30 protein-coding genes are annotated in these 21,913 nt (G+C 26.9%); 27 read left to right on the top strand and 3 right to left on the bottom strand.

Annotation, left to right across the window (positions count from 1 at the left end; genetic code table 11):
* Nucleotides 1-580: 580 nt before the first annotated feature.
* On the bottom strand, nucleotides 581-1,609 hold the full coding sequence (hypD, locus tag CVV26_01765) for a hydrogenase formation protein HypD (protein PKL72375.1): 1,029 nt from the start codon (nucleotides 1,607-1,609) through the stop codon (nucleotides 581-583).
* Nucleotides 1,610-1,625: 16 nt separating this feature from the next.
* A complete protein-coding gene (gene hypC, locus CVV26_01760) occupies nucleotides 1,626-1,817 on the bottom strand; it encodes a HypC/HybG/HupF family hydrogenase formation chaperone (GenBank protein PKL72374.1) in 192 nt (63 codons plus the stop codon).
* A 122-nt stretch (nucleotides 1,818-1,939) separates the two neighbouring features.
* Between hypC and mrdA the strand changes: the two genes are divergently transcribed.
* The 24 genes from mrdA (at nucleotide 1,940) to rplO (ending at nucleotide 16,531) form a co-directional block, all read left to right on the top strand.
* Nucleotides 1,940-3,895, top strand: a complete 1,956-nt coding sequence (gene mrdA, locus CVV26_01755; protein ID PKL72373.1) for a penicillin-binding protein 2 — start codon at nucleotides 1,940-1,942, stop codon at nucleotides 3,893-3,895.
* A gap of 189 nt (nucleotides 3,896-4,084) precedes the next feature.
* Nucleotides 4,085-5,272, top strand: coding sequence for an elongation factor Tu (tuf, locus tag CVV26_01750; GenBank protein PKL72372.1), 1,188 nt, complete (start codon nucleotides 4,085-4,087; stop codon nucleotides 5,270-5,272).
* A gap of 68 nt (nucleotides 5,273-5,340) precedes the next feature.
* Nucleotides 5,341-5,736: a 30S ribosomal protein S10 gene (locus CVV26_01745; protein ID PKL72371.1), complete on the top strand. Its 396-nt coding sequence runs from the start codon at nucleotides 5,341-5,343 to the stop codon at nucleotides 5,734-5,736.
* Between the two features lie 87 nt (nucleotides 5,737-5,823).
* On the top strand, nucleotides 5,824-6,237 hold the full coding sequence (locus CVV26_01740) for a hypothetical protein (GenBank protein ID PKL72370.1): 414 nt from the start codon (nucleotides 5,824-5,826) through the stop codon (nucleotides 6,235-6,237).
* Complete coding sequence (locus CVV26_01735; GenBank protein ID PKL72369.1) at nucleotides 6,230-6,679, top strand: hypothetical protein; 450 nt, start codon at nucleotides 6,230-6,232, stop codon at nucleotides 6,677-6,679. The genes CVV26_01740 and CVV26_01735 overlap by 8 nt, the downstream gene beginning before the upstream one ends.
* Nucleotides 6,680-6,955: 276 nt before the next feature.
* Nucleotides 6,956-7,582, top strand: coding sequence for a 50S ribosomal protein L3 (locus CVV26_01730; protein PKL72368.1), 627 nt, complete (start codon nucleotides 6,956-6,958; stop codon nucleotides 7,580-7,582).
* Nucleotides 7,583-7,593: 11 nt separating this feature from the next.
* Nucleotides 7,594-8,265: a 50S ribosomal protein L4 gene (locus CVV26_01725; GenBank protein ID PKL72367.1), complete on the top strand. Its 672-nt coding sequence runs from the start codon at nucleotides 7,594-7,596 to the stop codon at nucleotides 8,263-8,265.
* A 66-nt stretch (nucleotides 8,266-8,331) separates the two neighbouring features.
* On the top strand, nucleotides 8,332-8,709 hold the full coding sequence (locus CVV26_01720; GenBank protein ID PKL72366.1) for a 50S ribosomal protein L23: 378 nt from the start codon (nucleotides 8,332-8,334) through the stop codon (nucleotides 8,707-8,709).
* Between the two features lie 21 nt (nucleotides 8,710-8,730).
* Nucleotides 8,731-9,558, top strand: coding sequence for a 50S ribosomal protein L2 (locus CVV26_01715; GenBank protein PKL72365.1), 828 nt, complete (start codon nucleotides 8,731-8,733; stop codon nucleotides 9,556-9,558).
* Nucleotides 9,559-9,671: 113 nt separating this feature from the next.
* Nucleotides 9,672-9,998, top strand: a complete 327-nt coding sequence (locus CVV26_01710) for a 30S ribosomal protein S19 (GenBank protein PKL72364.1) — start codon at nucleotides 9,672-9,674, stop codon at nucleotides 9,996-9,998.
* A gap of 33 nt (nucleotides 9,999-10,031) precedes the next feature.
* Nucleotides 10,032-10,595 (top strand): 50S ribosomal protein L22, encoded by a 564-nt coding sequence (locus tag CVV26_01705; protein ID PKL72363.1) that lies wholly within the window; start codon nucleotides 10,032-10,034, stop codon nucleotides 10,593-10,595.
* Nucleotides 10,596-10,695: 100 nt separating this feature from the next.
* Nucleotides 10,696-11,358: a 30S ribosomal protein S3 gene (locus CVV26_01700; protein ID PKL72362.1), complete on the top strand. Its 663-nt coding sequence runs from the start codon at nucleotides 10,696-10,698 to the stop codon at nucleotides 11,356-11,358.
* Between the two features lie 34 nt (nucleotides 11,359-11,392).
* A complete protein-coding gene (locus CVV26_01695; protein ID PKL72361.1) occupies nucleotides 11,393-11,803 on the top strand; it encodes a 50S ribosomal protein L16 in 411 nt (136 codons plus the stop codon).
* A 2-nt stretch (nucleotides 11,804-11,805) separates the two neighbouring features.
* Nucleotides 11,806-11,991 (top strand): 50S ribosomal protein L29, encoded by a 186-nt coding sequence (rpmC, locus tag CVV26_01690; protein ID PKL72360.1) that lies wholly within the window; start codon nucleotides 11,806-11,808, stop codon nucleotides 11,989-11,991.
* 24 nt (nucleotides 11,992-12,015) lie between these two features.
* Nucleotides 12,016-12,291 (top strand): 30S ribosomal protein S17, encoded by a 276-nt coding sequence (gene rpsQ, locus CVV26_01685; GenBank protein PKL72359.1) that lies wholly within the window; start codon nucleotides 12,016-12,018, stop codon nucleotides 12,289-12,291.
* Nucleotides 12,292-12,345: 54 nt separating this feature from the next.
* Entirely contained in the window at nucleotides 12,346-12,717 is a 372-nt protein-coding gene (locus CVV26_01680) for a 50S ribosomal protein L14 (protein ID PKL72358.1), read from the top strand.
* A gap of 50 nt (nucleotides 12,718-12,767) precedes the next feature.
* Nucleotides 12,768-13,076 carry a 50S ribosomal protein L24 gene (locus CVV26_01675; protein ID PKL72357.1) on the top strand — a complete coding sequence of 103 codons (309 nt, stop codon included), beginning with the start codon at nucleotides 12,768-12,770 and terminating at the stop codon, nucleotides 13,074-13,076.
* 22 nt (nucleotides 13,077-13,098) lie between these two features.
* Nucleotides 13,099-13,644 carry a 50S ribosomal protein L5 gene (locus CVV26_01670; GenBank protein PKL72356.1) on the top strand — a complete coding sequence of 182 codons (546 nt, stop codon included), beginning with the start codon at nucleotides 13,099-13,101 and terminating at the stop codon, nucleotides 13,642-13,644.
* Between the two features lie 22 nt (nucleotides 13,645-13,666).
* Nucleotides 13,667-13,861, top strand: a complete 195-nt coding sequence (locus tag CVV26_01665) for a type Z 30S ribosomal protein S14 (protein PKL72355.1) — start codon at nucleotides 13,667-13,669, stop codon at nucleotides 13,859-13,861.
* 41 nt (nucleotides 13,862-13,902) lie between these two features.
* Entirely contained in the window at nucleotides 13,903-14,334 is a 432-nt protein-coding gene (locus tag CVV26_01660; protein PKL72354.1) for a 30S ribosomal protein S8, read from the top strand.
* 82 nt (nucleotides 14,335-14,416) lie between these two features.
* Nucleotides 14,417-14,965, top strand: a complete 549-nt coding sequence (locus tag CVV26_01655; protein ID PKL72353.1) for a 50S ribosomal protein L6 — start codon at nucleotides 14,417-14,419, stop codon at nucleotides 14,963-14,965.
* Nucleotides 14,966-15,169: 204 nt separating this feature from the next.
* A complete protein-coding gene (locus tag CVV26_01650) occupies nucleotides 15,170-15,574 on the top strand; it encodes a 50S ribosomal protein L18 (protein PKL72352.1) in 405 nt (134 codons plus the stop codon).
* Between the two features lie 44 nt (nucleotides 15,575-15,618).
* Nucleotides 15,619-16,083 carry a 30S ribosomal protein S5 gene (locus CVV26_01645; GenBank protein PKL72351.1) on the top strand — a complete coding sequence of 155 codons (465 nt, stop codon included), beginning with the start codon at nucleotides 15,619-15,621 and terminating at the stop codon, nucleotides 16,081-16,083.
* A 16-nt stretch (nucleotides 16,084-16,099) separates the two neighbouring features.
* Nucleotides 16,100-16,531: a 50S ribosomal protein L15 gene (gene rplO, locus CVV26_01640; GenBank protein PKL72350.1), complete on the top strand. Its 432-nt coding sequence runs from the start codon at nucleotides 16,100-16,102 to the stop codon at nucleotides 16,529-16,531.
* 74 nt (nucleotides 16,532-16,605) lie between these two features.
* Here rplO and ftsW read toward each other — a convergent pair whose 3' ends face one another.
* Nucleotides 16,606-17,718, bottom strand: coding sequence for a putative lipid II flippase FtsW (gene ftsW / locus CVV26_01635; protein PKL72349.1), 1,113 nt, complete (start codon nucleotides 17,716-17,718; stop codon nucleotides 16,606-16,608).
* A gap of 102 nt (nucleotides 17,719-17,820) precedes the next feature.
* Here ftsW and CVV26_01630 point away from each other — a divergent pair, with 102 nt between their 5' ends.
* The 3 genes from CVV26_01630 to tgt all read left to right on the top strand — a co-directional run bounded on the left by CVV26_01630 (nucleotide 17,821) and on the right by tgt (nucleotide 21,730).
* Nucleotides 17,821-18,534: a hypothetical protein gene (locus tag CVV26_01630; GenBank protein ID PKL72348.1), complete on the top strand. Its 714-nt coding sequence runs from the start codon at nucleotides 17,821-17,823 to the stop codon at nucleotides 18,532-18,534.
* Nucleotides 18,535-18,600: 66 nt separating this feature from the next.
* Entirely contained in the window at nucleotides 18,601-20,493 is a 1,893-nt protein-coding gene (locus tag CVV26_01625; protein PKL72347.1) for a hypothetical protein, read from the top strand.
* Nucleotides 20,435-21,730 carry a tRNA guanosine(34) transglycosylase Tgt gene (gene tgt, locus CVV26_01620; GenBank protein ID PKL72346.1) on the top strand — a complete coding sequence of 432 codons (1,296 nt, stop codon included), beginning with the start codon at nucleotides 20,435-20,437 and terminating at the stop codon, nucleotides 21,728-21,730. The genes CVV26_01625 and tgt overlap by 59 nt, the downstream gene beginning before the upstream one ends.
* Nucleotides 21,731-21,913 lie beyond the last annotated feature (183 nt).

The following is a 21,913-nucleotide window of genomic DNA, read 5'->3' as shown; positions in this document are numbered from 1 at the left end:
TTTATGGAAGAAGGATTTTCAAAATTATTTTTCTTTTTTGTAGAACAGCCCAACCGTGTCATCTACCCCAAGAATTATAACATTTAGAAGTAAAAATAATAAAATGCAATTTAAAAATTTTCCTAAATTTCAAGAAGGAATTACCTTTTATCACAACAAAAACATTTGGAAATTATCCATTATAGAAATAAGAGATTATATAAATATAACGGGTAGGTTGGAGCCTCTGCTCCAACCAAAAGATGAGAGCAGAGGCTCTCATCTACCCCAAGAATTATAACATTTAGAAGTAAAAATAATAAAATGCAATTTAAAAATTTTCCTAAATTTCAAGAAGGAATTCATTTTATCACGAACTAATTTATTATATTTCATACATTATAAATTATTTTTTTACTTTGTTTAAATAGTTGATAAGAATTATATAAATTATGCCAGATAAGGTAAAAAATAGGCCCCAATGCTATTTATGGAATAATCAGAGACCCTGTCCCTATAAAACTTTATAACTATTTTCGTATTTGACGTTATAATTACCTAAGAAAATTATTTTTATAATTTATAATTTATAATTTCTAAATTATTTCTTATATCTATAAAAAACATTACACGCTCCTTCCATTGAAACCATACAAGGGCCGATTGGATTTTCTGATGTACAAACTTTTTTAAATAAAGAACATTGCTTTGGTTGTTTTAATCCTCTAATTATTTCTCCGCAAATACAAGCAACAGATTTTTGAGAATGAGAAAAATCAATTTTATCTAATATTTTTTTATATTTTATTTTTGCGTTAAATTTTTCGTATTTATTTTTTATTTCAAGTCCTGATTTTGGAATAATTCCAAATCCGCGCCAATTTCCATCAGCAACATCAAAAACATCAAAAATTTCTTTAATTGCTTTTGGATTGCCTTGTTTTTTTACTGATCGCAAATATTCATTTTCAACATTAGCTTTATTATTAAAAATTTGTTTTAATAACATATATATTGATACTAAAATATCTTCAGCTTCAAAACCAGCGATTACTTGCGGAACTTTCATTGTTTTATATGGCTCTGTTCCAATAATAGTTGAAACATGTCCAGGACAAAGATATCCATCAATTTTTAATTCGCCTATTTTTAAAAGTGCTTGCATTGCTGGTAAAAATAATTTATGAGTTGAATAAACAGTTAATCCTTTTTTAATAGCATAAGCTGTCATTGGCGCTGTAGTTTCAAATCCTAAACCAAAAAAAACTAAATTAGAATATTTTTTTTGAAGTTTTAAACAGTCATCTACTGAATAAACAATAAATACTGATGCGCCTTTTTCTCGAGCTTGATCTAAACTTCCATAATATCCTGGTACACGCATCATATCTCCATATGTTGCGACAGGAATTCCAGAAAGTGCTAAATTTACAATTGCGTCAATATCTTTTTGTGCAGTAACACAAACTGGGCAACCAGGCCCAGTTGTTAATTTTATATTTTTTGGCATTAATTCTCTTAAACCAAATTTTGCAACAGCTTCAGTGTGTGTCCCACAAACTTCCATTATATTAATATTTTTTTTTATTTTTACAGCAATTGCATTAATTTTTTTTATTATAATTTTCATATATAAATATATTTTATTAAAATTTTAAAGCCTCTATTGCTTCTTGTTTTTCTATTTTTTGAATAGCAAAACCTGCATGAATAATAACATAATCTTTAATTTTAACTTTAACTAGAGATATATTTATTTCTTTTTTTATACCATCAAAGTCAACAATGGCTTTTTCTTTATTTATTTTTATAATTTTTCCAGGTATAGCTAAACACATATTAAAATTTTTAGAATTTTTAAATTAGGGTATTATAAAATAAAATAAATTTCCAATAAAATAAATTCGATTATATTATTTCATTAATTAAAAAAATATTCAAGAAATTAATAATTATTTTTATGAAAAATCCGTTTTCTTTTTATGAAAAAAATATTTTTTTAAATAAAAAGAATCTTACAAATTATTCTAAAGCAATAGAGAGACAAGATAATGAATTACCGTTTTTACAAGGAGCAATCAAAGGACAATTGAAATCAATTTTAAATTTTAAAAAAATAAATTGGTTTTTTTTAATTTTATTATTAGGGTTAGTAATTTTAGCAGGACAAATATTTTTTTTACAATTTTTTAAAGGTGTCTTTTATCAAAAATTAGCCGAAGAAAATAGAATTAGAATTCAAACTATTTCCCCTGATAGGGGAGTAATTTATGATCGATTTGGAAAAATATTAGCTAGAAACATTCCTAATTTTTCTTTATTTTTTATCCCAGCTGATTTACCTAAAGAAAAAAAAGAATTAAATAAATTAATTATTCAGGTTGCTAAAATTGTTAATCAAGATCCGAATTATTTTAAAAAACTTATTGACGATTCTAAATCTTATTCTTTTGAACCAATTTTGATTCAAGAAAATTTGACTTATGAACAAACTATTCTTTTTAAAATCGCTTCTACAACTGGTTTTGGGGGTATAAATTTAATAGAACAAACAAAACGACAATATTTAACCGGACCATTCTTTGCTCATATTTTAGGATATTTAGGAAAAATAAATCCAATAGAGAAAGAACAAAATTCTGAATATTCATTGACTGATTATATTGGCAAAACTGGCCTTGAATTTTTTTATGAAAAAACATTAAGGGGAATTTCCGGAAAAAAGCAAATAGAAGTTAATTCTTTAGGCAAGGAAGAAAAAATTATCGTTCAAAAACCTAGTCAAACAGGAGATAGTCTTATTTTATCTTTAGACTTAGATTTTCAAGAAAAAATTGCCCAAGTTTTATTAAATGTTTTAAAAAAAGTTAAACAATCTAAGGCAACGGCGGTAGCATTAGATCCTAAAACCGGAAAAATTTTAGCCATGGTCAGTCTTCCTAGTTTTGATAATAATTTATTTACTCAAGGTATTTCTCAAGAAAATTATCAAAAATTAATTAATAATCCGGATAAGCCATTTCTTAATAGAGCTATTTCTGGGAAATATCCCCCTGGTTCTACTATTAAATTAATTATGGCTCTGGCTGGGTTAGAAGAAAATATTATTAATCAAAATACAATTATTTATGATAAAGGCGTGATTGGCATTCCTCATCAGTATGATCCCAAGATTACTTATTATTTTCATGGCTGGCAAAGAAGCGGGTTGGGCCCAATGAATGTTATTAAAGCTATTGCTAAATCTTCTGATATATTTTTTTACACCATTGGTGGCGGTTATCAAAATTTTAAAGGTTTGGGGGTTGAAAAAATTGTTGAATATTTTAAAAAATTTAATTTAGAAAATTTATCAGGCATTGATTTACCTAATGAAGCCAAAGGATTTATTCCAACGCCCGAGTGGAAGGAAAAAAATAAAAACGAACAATGGTATTTGGGCAATACCTATCATTTGTCAATTGGGCAAGGCGATCTTTTAGTTACTCCTCTTCAAGTGGCTCTTTGGACGGCTACAATTGCCAATAACGGAATAATTTATCAACCTCAAATGGTAGATAAAATTATTAATTCAAAAGGATATTTAGTTAAAGAAAATTTTCCTAAAATAATAAAAAAGGATTTTATTAAAATAAAAAATATTAAAATAGTTCAAAAGGGGATGGAAGAGGCAATGAGTTCAGGTGAAACTAAAAGTTTAAGTAGTTTGCCAATAAAAGTGGCTGGGAAAACTGGCACGGCTGAAAATTTTGGTGATAAAAATCCTCATGCTTGGGTTACTGTTTATGTTCCAGCTGAAAATCCCGAGATTGTTTTAACTATTTTAGTGGAAAATGGCGGTTGGGGATCTGTTACCGCTGTTCCAGCAGTTAAAGAAATTTTAGAATGGTGGATAAAAAATAGACATAAAATATAAAATTAAGGCATTACTTGCTTTGTGTTTTAATTTTTTTATGTTATCCACATAAAAAAATTGACTTTTAAAAATAAATAATTAATATTAAATTAATCTCTAATTTGGAGATTTTAATTTTAATAATTTAATTTTTTGAATGACTGGGTAAAACCACAAATTAAGTGGGTCATTCTTAAGGAGAATAAAAAAATGGCAGAAAAATTTAATCGTTCTAAACCACACATTAATGTAGGAACTATTGGTCATGTAGATCATGGCAAAACAACTTTAACAGCAGCTATTTTAACAGTTTTAACTGCAAGAGGATTTAATGCTACAAGTAAATCTGTTGATCAAATTGATAATGCGCCAGAAGAAAAAGAAAGAGGAATTACTATTGCTACAACTCATGTTGAATATGAAAGTGAAAATAGACATTATGCTCATGTTGATTGTCCTGGACATGCTGATTATGTTAAAAATATGATTACTGGAGCAGCTCAAATGGATGGAGCTATTTTGGTTGTTTCGGCTGCTGATGGAGTAATGCCACAAACAAGAGAGCACATTCTTTTAGCGCGTCAAGTAGGTGTTCCATATATTGTGGTTTTTTTAAATAAAGTAGATCAAACAGAAAAAGAGTTAGTTGAATTAGTTGAAGAAGAAGTAAAAGATTTATTAAAAAAATATGATTTTCCTGGAGACGAGATTCCAATTATTAAAGGATCAGCCTTAAAGGCTTTAGAAAATCCTACAGACGAAACAGTTTCTCAGCCAATTATGGATTTAGTAAAAGCTATAGATGAATATATCCCTGAACCAATTAGAGATGCTGATAAACCTTTTTTAATGCCAATAGAAGATATTTTTTCAATTGAAGGAAGAGGAACGGTAGTTACTGGTAGAATTGAAAGAGGAATAATTAAAGTTAATGAAGAAATAGAAATTGTTGGAATTAAAGATACTCAAAAATCTGTAGTTACAGGTATAGAAATGTTTAACAAATCTTTAGATGAAGGACGAGCTGGAGATAATGCTGGAATTCTTCTTAGAGGAATTAAAAAAGAGAATGTAGAAAGAGGACAAGTTTTAGCTAAACCGGGCACTATTACTCCACATACAGAATTTGAAGCAAATATTTATGTTTTAACAAAAGATGAAGGTGGACGACATACTTCATTTGCTAAAGGATATAAACCACAGTTTTATATTAAAACTACTGATATAACCGGAGAGGTTGAATTGGCAGAAGGAAGAGAAATTGTTATGCCGGGCGATACTGTTGATATAAAAATTAAATTAATTGTACCAGTTGCATTAGAAGAAAAGCAAAAATTTGCCATAAGAGAAGGCGGACGTACTGTGGGAGCTGGAGTTGTAACTAAAATAACAAAATAAAATTGAAATATTAAATTATAGTAGAGGTATATTACAATATACCTCTACAATTATAAAATTTGTGATTTATGAAAGAAAAAAAAGATCTTAAAAAAGACACAAAGGATAAAAAAATAAAAGAACAAAAAGAAGAGGAAAATATTAACAAAAATGAAGAATATCATCAAAGGATTCGTATTAAAATAAAAGCATTTGATCATAAAATAATAGATAAGGCAATGAGGATAATTTTGGACACAACAGAAAGATTAAATGTAAAAATAATCGGACCAGTTCCTTTACCAATTGAAAAGAGTAAATATACTGTTTTACGATCTACTTTTATTCATAAAAATGCAAGAGATCAATTTGAAATACGTGTACATAAAAGATTAATTGATATTATTGACCCTACTCCTAAAGTAGTAGAAGCATTGACAAATTTAAGTTTACCAGCCGGAGTTGACATTGAAATTAAAATGTAATTCAATTCAGAATTGAAATTAGTTTTAATTGTAAATTAATTAATGGTAAATTTTGTATTTTGATTTTTGCATTTTGAATTTTATTTTATGAAATTAACTGCTAAGCAAAAAATTCAAATTCAGAAAATTGGTAAAAAATATAAACTTAAATTAATTTTACTTTATGGTTCTTATGTTAAAGAGAAACAGCGAATCAAAAGTGATTTAGATATTGCTATTTTAGGCAAAGAGTCAATAAAAGGTAAAAGTTTTAGCAAGATTTTCAGCGGGATGGAAAATGTTTTCGGCAACAATGAAGAACGAGAGCTTGATTTAAAAATTTTGGAAAAGATTGACGCTTTGTTTTTATATCAAGTAATGAAAGATGGCGCTTTGCTTTATGGTTCATCATTTGATTATTGGGAATTAAAAACTTACGCTATAAGAAATTATTGGGACAATATGCCGATTTTTAAATTAGAAGAAATTTTGGTTAATAAATATTTTGGGAAATATGCTTGATAAAATTTTTATAAAAAGGAAATTAAAATTAATAGCTGAGGATTTAGATCATTTAAAAGAATTTAGTGATTATAATTTAGACGATTTGGCGAAAGATTTTATGAAACTCGCTGCAGTTGAAAGAATATTAGAAAGAATTGTAATTAGAGCAATCGATATTAATAATCATATAATTATTGAATTAGGCAAAGGGATAGAAAAAATTAGAGGGTACGCAGACGCTTTTAAAGAGTTGGTTAATTTTAAAATTTATTCTAAAGAAATAGGAGAAAAATTAGCCGAAGACGCAAAATTTAGAAATATTTTAGTTCATGAATATGATGAAGTTGATAAAAGTTTAATTCATAAGAAAATAAAAGAAATTGTTGATGATTTTAATAAATATTCAAAAGGTATTTTGGAATTTTTAGAAAAGAAAAATTGTAAAAAAAATTTTAATTAAAGAATTAGAGTAAATAATTAAAAAAAATGAAAAAAAATTGACATTGAAATTAAAATGTAATATATTATTAAAATAATTATTTATAGTAATAAATTATTTTAATTTACTTCTTTATTTTTTAAAGAAAAGGAGTTAAAATAATTTGTTGCAGTTAAGGAGATTAATTTCCAAAAAAATTAAACTAAAGATTAAATAAAAAACAGAAATTTTTTTATAGACAATCTGTTAGTTTCGGGAAATTATAAGAAAATTTCTGTTTTTTAATATTCAAATTTTATGAAATTTATTTTAGGAAAAAAAATTGAAATGTCGCAAATATTTGATGAACAAAATAATGTTGTTCCAATAACCATTTTACAAGCTGGACCTTGTGTTGTGATTCAAGTTAAAAATCAAGAAAAAGATAAATATGAAGCCATTCAAATTGGATTTCAAGAAAAGAAAAAAATAAACAAACCAATAACAGGACATTTGAAAAATTTAGGAAATTTTAAATATATTAAAGAATTTAGAGATAAAGAAAAAAAAATAATGAAAAATGAAAAAGATGAATATAAAATTGGAGATAAAATTGATGTCTCAACTTTTAAAGTTGGAGATATTATTAAAGCAAGCGCTATATCAAAAGGAAAGGGATTTCAAGGGGTAGTAAAAAGACATGGATTTCATGGATCACCTGCTACACATGGACATAAAGATCAATTGCGTATGCCTGGATCTATTGGATCAACTGAGCCAGCTCGAGTTTTTAAAGGAACTCGAATGGGTGGACATATGGGAAATAGAAGAGTTACAACAAAAAATCTTAAAGTGGTTTTAATTGATCTTGAAAAAAATTTATTAATTTTAAAAGGAGCAGTTCCAGGAGCGAGAAATGGATTAGTGGAAATCGTTAGTTTATAATTTTTATTTTTATGTCAAAAATTACAATATATAATCAAGAAGGAAATAGAGTTGAAGAACAAGAATTAAATTCAACTATTTTTGATGTAAAAATAAATCCAGAGGTTATTCATCAAGTAATAGTGGCTCAAATGGCAAACGCAAGACAAGTTTTAGCGCATACTAAAACACGAGGTGAAATTCGAGGTGGTGGGAAAAAACCATGGAAACAAAAAGGAACTGGACGCGCTAGAGCAGGAACAATTCGTTCTCCGCTTTGGAAAGGCGGGGGAATAGTTTTTGGTCCTTCAAAAGAAAGAAATTTTTCTAAAAAAGTAAATAAAAAAATGAAAAAAAAGGCACTTTTTATGGTTTTGGCAGATAAAGTAAAAAGTGATTGGATGATTACTTTAGATAAATTAGAGTTAACGGAAGGCAAGACCAAAGAAATTTTAAAAGTATTGGAAAATTTGAATAAATTATTTCAATCAACAGAAGAAGAAAAACAAAAGAAAGAAAAAATATTAATTGTTATTGAAAACAAAAATGAAAATTTAATTCGTGCTACAAAAAATATTTCTAGAATAGGAACAATTAGAGCAGATTGTTTAAATATAGTAGATTTATTGAAATATAAGTATTTATTGATTACAAAAAAAGGCATTCAGAAGATAGAGAAAACATATTTAAAAATGCAAGACTAAAAGAATTTTAAATTTTAAATTTTAAATTTTAAATTAAAAAGAAGCTAAAAAGTTACAAAGTATTTTATGAAAATTTTTGATAAAATAAAAAAAACAATAAAAGAAGAAAAAAAAGAGATAAAAAAACCAGAAGTAAAAAAAAGGATTGGAAATGATAAATTGAATTATAAAGATGCTTATCGAATTTTAGTTAAACCTATTAATACTGAAAAATCTACTAATTTAACAGCATTAAATCAGCATGTTTTTGAAGTTACAGGGAATTCAAATAAAATAGAAATAAAAAAGGCTATTCAGGCTGTTTATAACGTAAAGCCAATAAGTGTTAATATTATAAAAACAAAAGGGAAAAATGTGAAACATGGGAAAACAAAAGGAAAAACAAAAGCTCGAAAAAAAGCAATTATTACATTAAAACAAGGAGAAAAGATTGAAAATTATTAAATTATAAGTTAGATATATTTTATGATTAAAATTTATAAACCTACAACTCCATCAAGAAGAAAAATGTCTATTGTAGATACGAGAGGATTAACCAAAAAAAGACCGGAAAAATCTTTAATTAGAATAAAAAAAAAGAAATCTGGACGATCATGTGGGAAAATTACAGTTAGACATCAAGGTAGCGGAGAGAAAAGATATTATCGAATTATAGATTTTAAAAGAGATAGATTTGATATGAAAGCAAATGTCATTGCTTTAGAATATGATCCCAATCGTTCAGCTCGGATTGCTTTGTTAGAATATGAAGATAAGAAAAAAGGATATATTATCGCGCCAAATGAATTAAAAATAGGAGATGAAGTCATGTCTTCAAAATTACAAATAGAAATTAAAATTGGAAATTGTTTGCCATTAAAATACATTCCAACAGGAATATTTATTCATAATATAGAATTACAACCTGGAAAGGGAGCAGAAATTGTTAGATCGGCTGGAACTTCAGCCCTTATTCAATCTATGGAAGGGAAATATGTTCAATTAAAAATGCCGTCCAAAGAAATAAGGTTGGTTTTAAAAGAATGTTTAGCCACAATTGGACAGGTGGGGAATATAGATCATAATAATATAAGAATTGGTAAGGCCGGACGTAAACGTCATATGGGAATAAGACCAAGTGTTCGAGGTAAGGCGATGAATCCAGTTGATCATCCTCATGGTGGAGGTGAAGGTCAATGTCCAATTGGATTAAAGCATCCAAAAACTCCTTGGGGCAAATGTGCTTTAGGAGTTAAAACAAGAAAGAAAAAGAAATGGAGTAATAAATTAATTATACAAAGAAGAAAGAAATAGTTTACAAAAATTGGAAATAATAAATAATAAATAATAAAATATAAATTTATAAAAATTTATAATTCAAAATTTCTAATTTCTAATTTCTTAATTTAAAATTTAAAATTTCTATTATGTCTCGTTCACTTAAAAAAGGTCCATACTTGGATCCCAAATTATTAAAAAAAGTATCCAATTTAAAACAAGGCGATAAAACGATAATTAAAACTTGGAAACGAAGTTGTACTATTGCACCTGAAATGGTAGGTTTTACATTTGGAGTTCATAATGGGAAAATTCATATTCCAGTATTTGTTATAGAAAATATGGTAGGACATAAATTAGGAGAATTTTCTTTAACAAGAAAATTTGTTAAACATGGAGGAAAAATACAAAAAGATCAAGAACAAAAAGCGTCTACAGCAGTTCGTAAAACAGTAAAACAAGAGAAAAAAAAGTAATAAGTTGTTAGTTTATTTTATTGATACATATTTATGGAAATTAAAACAAAAGAAAAGAAAAAACCAATAAAAATTGATGCCAAAGCAAAATATATTCGAATTTCTTCTAAAAAAATTCGATTAGTTATAAATGTGATTCGCGGGATGGATGTTGATAAAGCAGAAGATCAATTAAAATTTATTACTAAAAGAGCTTGTCAGCCAATTTTAAAATTATTAAATTCAGCTATTACTAATGCCGAGCATAATTTTGACTTAAAGAAAAAAAACCTATATATTAAAGAAATAACAGTTAATCAAGGTCCTACTTTGGATCGTTGGATGCCTCGTGCTTTTGGTCGTGGCGCGCCAATTAGAAAAAGAACCAGTCATATTACAATAGTTCTTGATAAAAAAAACGAAGAAAAAATTAATAATTTTGATCAAGAAATTAAAGAAAAAGAAAAAGAGGGAAAAATTATTCAAGTAGAAACAGTTGAGGATAAAAAAAATTCTATTAAAGATACCTCTTTAATAAAAAGACCTGAAGCAAAAAAAATAAAAGAAAAAGATAAACATAGTTTTGCAAAGAAAATATTTAGACGTAAAACAGGATAGGTTATTATTTTTATATAAAAAAATTAGTTTTAATTTGTAATAAGTAGTTGATAATTATAAAATCAAAGTTATTTTAAATTTAAATTTTAAATTAATTTCTATGGGCCATAAAGTAAATCCAAAAATTTTTCGTATTCAAACAATATATACATGGAGTTCAAAATGGTTTTCTTTTAAAAAAAAATATCGAGATAATTTACGAGAAGATATTTTAATCAAAGAAGAGTTATATGAAAAATTAAAAAAAGCAGGAATAGATAAAGTTGAAATTGAAAGATTTGGAGATGAAATTAGAGTTTTGGCTTATGTAGCTAAGCCAGGGTTGATTATTGGAAGAAAAGGAGAAGGTATAGAAGAAATTAAAAAACAAATACAAAAAAAAATATTAAAAGATGAGAAAAAAAATCTTAAAATAAATATTTTAGAGGTAAGAGAATTTTCTTTATCAGCAAATATAATAGCTCAAAGCATAGTTTCTGATTTAGAAAAAAGAATTCCTTTTCGACGAACAATGAAACAAACAATTCTTAGGGTGAAAAAAGCTGGATCTAAAGGAATTAAATTAGTATTAAGTGGACGTTTAAATGGAGCAGAAATTGCTCGAGCAGAAAAATTAACAGACGGAAAACTTCCTTTACATACTTTACGAGCAGATATTGATTATGCTCAAGAAACTGCGCGTACTACTTATGGCGCTATTGGAGTGAAAGTTTGGATATATAAAGGAGAGATATTTAATAATCAAACAATAAAGAATGAATAAAAGAAATTTTAAATTTTAAATTTTAAATTACAATATGTTAATGCCGAAAAAAACAAAACATAGAAAATGGCACCAGCAAGCCGGAATGTCTGGAAAAAAAGCTTCTAGTATGACTAAGGTAAGTTTTGGTTCTTTTGGTTTAAAATCTTTAGAAAAGAAATGGATTACTTCGAGACAAATTGAATCTGCAAGAAAAGTAATAGTTCAATTTATTCGCCGAGGAGGCAAAATTTGGATTAGAATTTTTCCACATAAACCAGTAACTCTTAAGAATTCCGAAGTTCCTATGGGAAGTGGCAAAGGTCCTGTTGATCATTATGTAGCAGTGGTTAAACCAGGAACAGTAATGTTTGAAATGGATGGAATTCCAGAAGATAAAGCGAAAGAAGCAATGAAATTGGCGAGTTATAAATTACCAATTAAGACTAAATTTGTAATAAGATAAATATGAAAATTAAAGAATTAAAACAAAAATCAGAGGTTGAATTGCAAAAATTACTTCAAGAATCACGAGAAAAATTACGTGAATTAAGATTTAAAATTGCTTTAAAACAATTAAAAAAAGTTAGAAATATAAGAGATGTAAAAAAATTAATTGCCAGGATATTAACTTTATTAAATAAAAAAGATTAAATCAAAGTATTTAATTAATTATTTATGGAAAATATTAAAAATAAAAAATCTATAAAAAGAACTTTTCAGGGGATTGTGGTAAGCGATAAAATGGATAAAACTATTGTGGCTAGAGTTGATCGTATTAAGATTCATCCAAAATATAAAAAACGTTATAAGGTAAGTAAGCGTTATAAGGTTCATGATCCAGAAAATAAATACAAAACAGGAGATAAGGTAATTTTTATTGAATGTCGGCCATTAAGTAAAGAAAAAAAATGGAAAGTTAAAGAAGAACAAAATAATATTCCTAATGTTTAATTTTTTTAAAAATTTTCTAGAAACTTAAGAAGTTAATTTCTAGAAATCTAGTTTATGATTCAACATCGTTCAATTTTAAAAGTAGCAGATAATAGCGGTGCAAAAAAAATAATGTGCATTATGGTTTTGGGTGGTTTTAAAAAAAGATATGCTCGAATAGGAGATATTATTACAGCATCTGTTAAAGAAGCACAACCACGAGCCACTGTTAAAAAAAGTGATGTTGTTAAAGCTGTTATTGTTAGAATAAGAAAAGAAACAAGAAGAAAAGATGGAACTTATATTAGATTTGATGAAAATGCCGCGGTAATTATAGATCCAAAAACAAAAAATCCAAAAGGAACGCGCATTTTTGGTCCAATATCAAGAGAGTTGCGTACAAAAGAATTTACCAAAATAATTTCTCTTGCGCCAGAAGTGCTTTAAATCAGCTTTTAGCTTTTAGCTTTTAGCTTTTAGTTTTTTAGAAATTTAATATGAAAATAAAAAAAGGTGATAAAGTAAAAATTTTAACAGGCAAAGATATTGGGAAAACAGGAAAAATACTTCGAGTTTTTTTAAAAAAAGAAAAAGTAGTTGTAGAAGGGTTAAATCTTAGAGTTAAACATACTCGTCCTAAAAAAGAAAAAGAAAAAGGACAAAAGGTTTTATTTCCAGCTCCATTAAATGTTTCTAATGCAATGTTAATTTGTTCAAAATGCGGCAAATCTACACGAGTTGGTTATAAAATTTTAGAAAATAAAAAAAAGGTGAGGATATGTAAGAAATGTGGCGAGGTAATTTAAAATTTAAAATTATTTATATTTTATGTCTTTAAAAGAACATTACATTAAAAACGTTATCCCAGCTATGAGAGAGAAATTCCAATATAAAAATATTTTAGCTGTGCCTAAAATAGAAAAAGTGGTTATAAATGTTGGAATTGGTTTAGGAATGAAAGATAAAATAAATGTGATAGAAAATACTTTAACAAGAATTACTGGGCAAAAGCCAGTTAAAACTTTAGCAAAAAAATCGATTTCAAATTTTAAAATTAGACAAGGAGCGGTGATTGGAATGATGGTTACATTAAGAGGAAATAAAATGTATGATTTTATAGATAAATTAATTAATATTGTTTTGCCTCGACTTCGAGATTTTCATGGTTTAATAGAAAAATCTATAGATAAAGGAGGTAATTTTAATTTAGGTTTTCGAGAGCATAATGTTTTTTCAGAAATTAACCCAGATGAAATAGAAAGTTTGCACGGGCTAGAAGTAACAATAGTAACAACAGCAAAAGATAAAAAAGAAGGATTAGAATTTTTAAAATTATTAGGATTTCTTTTTAAAAAAGAAAAAACAAAATCTTAAATTTAAATTAAAAAGTTAATTTATGGCCACACAAGCTCAAATTATAAAATCACAAAGATCGTTAATTAAACCGAAATTTTCTACAAGAAAAGTGCGACGCTGTTGGCGTTGTGGAAGAAGACATGGATATATGAGAGCATTTGATTTATGTAGAATTTGTTTTAGAAAATTAGCTAATAAAGGAGAAATTCCTGGAGTTAGAAAATCCAGTTGGTAAGTAAAAAATTTATAATTTATAATTTATAATTTAAAATTTCTATGACTGATCCAATCGCAGACATGTTAACAAGAATTCGAAATGCTTTGGCTGTAAAAAAGTCAGAGATTTTAATGCCTTTTTCTAAGGTAAAATTTAATATTGCTAAAGTTTTAGAAAAAGAAAGATTAATAAAAAATGCGGAAAAAATTAATTTATTTTCTGAAATAGATGAAAAACAAAAGAAAAAATCTGAAACTAATTTTGATCAACTTAAAATTAGTTTAAAATATAATAAAGAAGGTAATTCTAAAATTAAAAAGTTAAAAAGAATTAGTAAACCAGGTTGTCGTATTTATACAACCAAAGATAAGTTGCCTTGGGTTTTAAATAATCTTGGAATAGCTATTGTTTCTACTTCTCAAGGATTAATGACAAATAAAGAAGCGAGAAAAAAAGGATTAGGAGGAGAAATTATGTGTGAAATTTATTAATATAAGAAATTAACTTGTAGTTTTTAGCTTAAAATGGTCATTTTTAGACTAAAAGCTAAAATAAAAAGTTAAAAGTTATTTTATGTCAAGAGTCGGAAAACAACCAATTAATATTTCAGAAGGAGTAGATGTAAAAATAGAAAATCAAAATATCCTTATTAAAGGATCAAAAGGTGAATTAATTCAAAAAATTCATCCAAATGTTAAAATTGAACAAAAAGATAAAGAATTATTAATTAATGTTCAAAAACCGAATAATAAAAAACAACGAGCTTTGTGGGGTTTATTTCAAAGATTGATTAGTAATATGGTTGAGGGAGTGACTAAGGGATTTGAGAAGAAATTAGAAATTAATGGTTTGGGATATAAAGCAGAGGTTGTTGGAGATAAATTAGTTTTAAATGTAGGATTTTCACATCAAGTGAATTTTGATATTTCTAAAAATATTAATATAAAAGTGGAAAAAAATGTAATCACGATTTCTGGCTTTGATAAACAATTAGTTGGAGAGACAGCAGCTCAAATTCGTAGAATTAAAAAACCAGAACCTTATAAAGGCAAAGGAATAAAATATGTAGATGAAGTGGTAAGAAGAAAAGCTGGAAAAGCGGCTAAAACAGCAGGGAAATAAATTAGGAATTAGTTTCTTAGCTTGTAGTTTTCAGAAATTAAGAAACCCCCTTAATCCCCCTTGTCAGGGGGACAAAATTGATTAGCCCCTCCGATGGACATCGGAAGGTTTGGGGATTTTTAAACACATTTAAAGCCCCCTTGATAAAGGGGGTTGGGGGATTTTTAAAAATTGTAAATTTATAATTCAAATATTTCATTATTTATGAAAAATCAACAAAAAATAAAACAAGAAAAAAGAATAAGACGACATAAACGTATTAGGACTAAAATAAAAGGAACAAACGAAAGACCGCGACTTTCTGTTTTTCGAAGTAATAAACAAATTTATGCTCAATTAATTGATGATAAAAAAGGTTTTACGTTGGTAGCGGCTGATGGTCGAGAGATTGAAAAAGCGAAAACAGAAAAACAAGAAGTACAAAAGAAAGAAAAAGAAGATGAATTAAGTGTTGGAGTTGTAGTAGCCTATGAAGTAGGAAAGTTGATTGCTCAAAAAGCGTTAAAAAATAAAATAGATCAAGCTGTTTTTGATCGAGGTGGATATAAATATCATGGTCAAGTTAAAGCGGTGGCAGACGGAGCAAGAGAGGGAGGATTAAAATTTTAGAAAAATAATGTTAATTTTTTACTTATTTTATAAATAAAAATTTTATGGAAAGAAGAAATACAAAAGGATTTGAAAAAGAAGAAAAGGAATTTGAACAAAAAATAATTGATTTGGCTCGAGTAACAAGAGTAACAGCAGGCGGAAAACGAATGAATTTTCGCGCTTGTGTTGCTATTGGAGATTTAAAAGGAAGATGTGGAGTTGGTGTTGCAAAAGGAGAAGATGTGGCTATTGCCATAAATAAAGCTGTAGCAGTAGCAAAGAAAAAAATGATTTTTGTGCCTATTACAGAGGAAGGAAGTATTCCTTATGAAATTAAAGAAAAATTTGGTGCTGCAAAAATTTTTTTAAAGCCTGCCAAAAAAGGAACAGGACTTAAAGCTGGAAGTGCTGTGCGAATGGTTTTGGAATTAACAGGAATAAAAAATATTACGAGTAGAATTTTAGGTTCTGGAAATAAAATGAATAATGCCAAAGCTGTTGTTAATGCATTAAGTAAATTTAATTAGTTTAATAACATAATTTATGTTAAATCTACATAATTTAAAATCAACTAAAGGTTCAAGAAAAAAAAGCAAACGCATTGGCCGAGGAGGCAAACGCGGATCTTATAGTGGTCGAGGAATGAAAGGGCAAAAGGCTCGTTCTGGTGGTAAAAAAGGGTTACAATTAAAAGGATTAAAAAAAATGATTCAAAGTATTCCTAAAAAAAGAGGATTCAAAAGCATGCATCCTAAGTTGGAAATTGTTAATATTAAACAACTATCTGTAAAATTTAAAGATGATGACATAATAACGCCAGAAATTTTATTAAAAGAAAAGTTAGTAAGTAAAATTAAAAATGGAGTAAAAATTTTAGGTAATGGTGAATTAAAAAAGAAATTAATTATTAAAGGTTGTGCGATTTCAAAATTTGCAAAAGATAAAATAGAAAAAGCTGGTGGAAAAGTGGAATAAGATGATTGGATTTATTATTAAGATATTAAAATTAAAAAAACTATGGGTTTATAATGCCCATAGTTTTTTGTTTATTACCTAGTATATTTTGAAATATTTATTAAAATTCCAGCGGCAGCTAAAGAAATTGCCAATGAGGTTCCACCATAACTAATAAATGGCAAGGGAATACCAGTAATAGGAGCTAATCCTAGCATAGCTGCTATATTAATAAAAGCTTGAAATCCAAACCAAGAAATAATGCCAAAAGCTGTGAGTTTGGTAAATTCATTAGGAGCATTTTGGGCAATTTTAAATCCTCTAAAAATTAAAATTAAAAATAAAATAATTAATCCTGTTGAAAGAATAAACCCTAATTCTTCAGCAATAATTGCAAAAATTGAATCACCAATTACTTCTGGAAGATATTGAAATTTTTGTTGAGAATGCCCTAATCCTAACCCTAAAATACCACCTGATCCAATTGCTAAAAAAGCCTGATTAATATGATATCCGATACCTAATGGATCTAATGTTGGGTTTAAAAAAACAGTTAATCGCGCTAATCGATATGGAGTAGCTTTAATTAATAATATTAATAATCCTATTCCGCTTAGAATAATTAGTAAAAAATGTTGAAGTTTAGCATTGGTGACAAAAAAAATCATTAAAGCAATAGAAACAATGACGGACATTGTGCCCATGTCTGGTTGTAGAATTATTAAAAAACAAATAATTCCCAAAAGAAAAAGAAACGGCAAAACGCTTTGAGAAAAACTTTTTATTTTTTCTCCTTTTTTTTCAAACCAAGTTGCTAAAAAAAGAATTAAAAAAAGTTTTATTAATTCACTGGGTTGAAATGAAATACCGGCAATATTAATCCAGCTTCGCGCTTTACCATAATTTACTCCAAGTTCTGGGATAAGTACGGCAATTAAAAGTAAAATAGAAATAATTAATAAAATAGGGCTATATTTTTTTAATTGATTTAAATTGATTTTTAAAGCAAGAAAAAAAAACACTAATCCTGGAATTAGGCCAAATAAAATTTGATGTTTTAAAAAATAATAACTATCTTGAAATTTTTGATACGAGATTACTGTGCTAGCCGAAGAAAGAGCAATTAATCCAAAAATAATAAGTATAAATAAAGTAATTATAAATATATAATCGGGTTGATGAGATTTAGAAAAATTAGGGAAAAGCATGAGAAATTAGCTTTTAGCTTTTAAAAAATTAAAACAGTTTTTTATTATAACTTTTTAATAATTATTTTGCAAAGAAGTTTAATTTTTGCTAAAATATAAAATATGTATAACATTAAATTGGAACAATTTGAGGGGCCATTGGATTTGCTTTTGCAATTGATTGAAAAACAAAAATTTGATATTACTCAAATTTCTTTATCACAAGTGGCGGATCAATTTATTGAATATTTAAACCAAACCAAAAATCTATCTTTAGATGAGCTAGTTAATTTTTTATCAGTAGCCGCTAAATTATTATTGATTAAATCTAAGACATTATTGCCTTTATTAAATTTAGAAGAAGAGGAAGAAATACAAAATTTAGAAAATCAATTAAAAATTTACAAAGAATATTTTGAGGCTTCAAAAAAAATAAATGAAATGCTTTTAAGAAAAAATTTTGCTTTTTTTAGAGAAAAGTCATTAAAAAATATTATTCCAATGTTTAGTCCTCCTAAAAATTTGAATAAAAATATTTTAGCGGAAATTTTTACAGAGATTTTAAAAAATTTAGAAATAACGATTAGTCCTTTAGTTGAACAAAAAACAATGAGAAAAGTTTTTTCTATACAAGAAAAAATTGAACAAATTAAAAATTTAATTTTCAAAAGAAGTAAATTAAGTTTTGATTATTTAATAAATTCGTCCAAATCAAAAATTGAAATTATTGTCAATTTCCTTGCTTTATTGGAATTAATAAAACAAACAAGCGTAATTGTTTCACAAAAAGAAAATTTTAAGGAAATTATTATTCAAAATAATATTAATTTAAAATAATATGGTAAAAATTAATTCAAAAATCAAATAACTTTCAACTTTTAACTTTTAACTTTTAACTTTTTTATGTCTTTTAATTTTAAAATCAAAGAAATAGAAAATAATAAACAAAAAAAAATCGAGAATGATTTAGACGAGATTTATAAAATAGAAAAAAAAGGAGCTAAACTTGATTTTTCTCATTTAGAACATAAGAAAAAAAGTAAAACAATTCAGACTTTAATGACGATTTTGTTTTTTTTGTTTATTGTTTTTGGGGTATCTGTGGCTAGTTTTTTAATTTTTAATAAAGAAACAAAATTTTCTGGAGAAAAACTTATCTTTAAAATTGAAGGTCCAGCGGAAATATCTTCTGAAAGCGAGATTGCTTATCAAATAAATTTAAACAATCAAGAAGATATTGATCTAGTTGATTTATTCGTTGAAGTTAAATTTCCCGCAGATTTTAAATTAAAATTTTCTTCTTTTAAACCAACGGAAAATCCTAATATTTGGAAAATAGAAAAAATAAAAGCTGGAGAAACAAAACAAATTAAAATTCTCGGACAATTTTTGGGAGAAGTCGGAACTTCTAAAACAATTAGCGCGATTTTAAATTATCGGCCCATTAATTTTTCTTCGTCTTTTTTTGAAAAAAATAATTCAATCACAACAATTTTAAATAAAGCAAGCGTTGTTTTAAATATTAACGCGCCAGAAAAAGTTTTGGCTGATGGATTAATTGATTACGAAATTAAATATAAGAATAATACCCTGTTACCTATTGAGGCAATTAAAATGATTATTGAATTTCCAGAAGCATTTGAATTAATAAAATCCGATCCAGAAATTTTGCAAAACGATAATGATGTTTGGTTTTTTAGTAATCTTCAACCTGGAGAAGAAAAAATATTAAAAATAAATGGAAAAATTAAAGGCGCTTTAGGAGAGATTAAAGAATTAAAAGTAAGCTTGGGAATTGTTGATTCAGATAATAAATTTCGTTTACAAACAGAAAAAACCAGTATTGTTTTTTTAATATCTTCAAATTTGTTTGTGGAATTAAGAATTAATTCTCAAACATTGGCAAATCAATCAGCTAATTTAGGGGATACATTAAATTATGAAATTTTTTATAAAAACAATGGAGAAATGGAAATTAAAAATTTAACATTTGAAGTTAGGGTAATTAGTCCTAATTTACGATGGCAAAAAATAGAAACAAAAACATTGCCTCGAGAATTGGAATTAATTAGTAGAAATCCTTTGTATTTTTATAATTTTCTTAATTCAATGGACCAGGAATCTTTTTTAACATGGTCTAGAGATCAAGTTCCTCAACTTTTTTCTTTAAAACCTGGTGAAGAGGGGAGCATTCCTTTTAAAATTATTTTGCAGGATAAAATATTTTCAAGAGAAGAAGGAGTAGAGGATAAAAAAAATCTGTTTAAAAATTTTTATTTAGAAAGTATTATTAAAGCAAAAGCCAAAATAGCCAATTTAGAAGAAAGTAATTTTGAAATAAATAGCTCAAAAGTTACAACAAAAATTAAAACACAGACTGAGCTTAAAATTGAAACAATGCCTTTGGAAAATGGAAATTGGCCACCAAAAATAGACACAGAAAGTGAATATCAGATTAATTGGAAATTAAATAATGCAATGAATAATTTAAAAAATATTAAAGTATCTACTTTTTTACCCGAAAATGTGACATGGAAAGAAGAAAGCAAGGTTTCTACTGGAGAAATAAAATATAATCCAGAAACGCGCGAGGTGAGTTGGGAAATTAATTGGTTACCGACTTATGTGGGAGAGCCATTTTCTGAAACTAAAATTGAAGCGAATTTTAAACTTAGCATAAAACCAGAATGGTTAAATGAAAATATTATTTTATTAAAACAAACCGCTTTAAAAGCGGATGATGAATTTATACAAGATTCTATTTCAACATCCTATGACCAAATTTCAATTGATTAAAAAATCAAAAAAATCTAAAGCACGGTTGAGTTTATTTAAAACTTCTCATGGTGATATTGAGGGGCCTTTTTTTATGCCTATTGCTACGCGTGGAGCGATAAAAAATTTAACTCCTGACGAAATGAAATCTTTGAAGAATCAAATTATTCTTTCAAATACTTATTATTTAATGCTTAGGCCGGGAATGAAAGTAATTAAAAAAGCAGGAGGATTGCATAAATTTATGAATTGGAATGGTCCAATTTTAACGGATTCTGGAGGTTATCAGGCATATTCGTTGGGAAGTTTAAAGTTTAAAGTTCAAAGTTCAAAGTTGCAAATTGAAAATAATAAATTTCAATCAAAAAGCCCTTCTGAAGTTCTTCAAATGGGTCAGGGGATTTTTAAAGAAAGAAACCCTTTAAATATCCCTTTACAAAGAGACTTAAGCGTAAAATTTTCCGAACAAGGAGTGGAATTTTATTCAGAGGTTGATGGAGAAAAAATTTTTTTATCACCAGAAAAAGCAGTAGAAATTCAGATAATTTTAGGATCAGACATTATTATGGTTTTAGATCAATGTGTTGCTTTGCCATGCGATTATAAAAAAATAAAGCAGGCATTAGAATTAACAACAAGATGGGCAAAACGGTCTAATGAATATTTTTTAAAAAATAAAAAAGAACATCAAATGTTATTTGGCATTGTTCAAGGTGGAACATATAAAAAATTGCGGTTGCAAAGCGCGAAAGAACTTGTTAATATTGATTTTGATGGATATGCAATTGGAGGATTGGCTGTGGGTGAGCCAAGAAAAAAAATGTTTGATGTTTTAAACTGCACAGTTCCAATTTTGCCGGAAAATAAACCGCATTATTTAATGGGTGTAGGTAAGCCAGAAGAAATTATTGAAGCAGTAAAAAGAGGAATTGATATGTTTGATTGTGTTATTCCCACACGAAACGCACGACATGGAACATTATATAAGTTCAAAGTGAAAAGTGTAAAGTTAAAAGTTAAAGAAGAGGATTTTTATGAAATAATACGGATTACTAACGCTAAATTTGAATATGATTTGCAGCCAATAGATTCTAATTGTTCTTGTTATACTTGCCAAAATTATTCCCGCGCTTATTTGAGACATCTTTTTATGACAAATGAATCGCTTGGATTTCGTTTAGCTACAATTCACAATTTGGCTTTTTATTTGGAATTAATGGAAAAAATTAGAAAAGGAATTTTAGAGGGAAGGATATAAGAAATTATAAATTTTTAATTAAAGAAAAGTTAAGAAATTATAAATTTTGAATTTTGAATTTTAAATTTTTATGAAAAAAGAAACAATTATTATTTCTCTTGGTGGGTCGCTTATTGTTCCAAATGAAATTGATTTTAATTTTTTGAAAAATTTTAGAAAATTAATTTTAAAATATTTAAAAAA

The organism is Candidatus Kuenenbacteria bacterium HGW-Kuenenbacteria-1 (genome assembly GCA_002839745.1).
GTDB lineage: Bacteria > Patescibacteriota > Patescibacteriia > UBA2591 > PGYQ01 > PGYQ01.
This window is presented reverse-complemented; position numbering and strand designations above follow the sequence as displayed.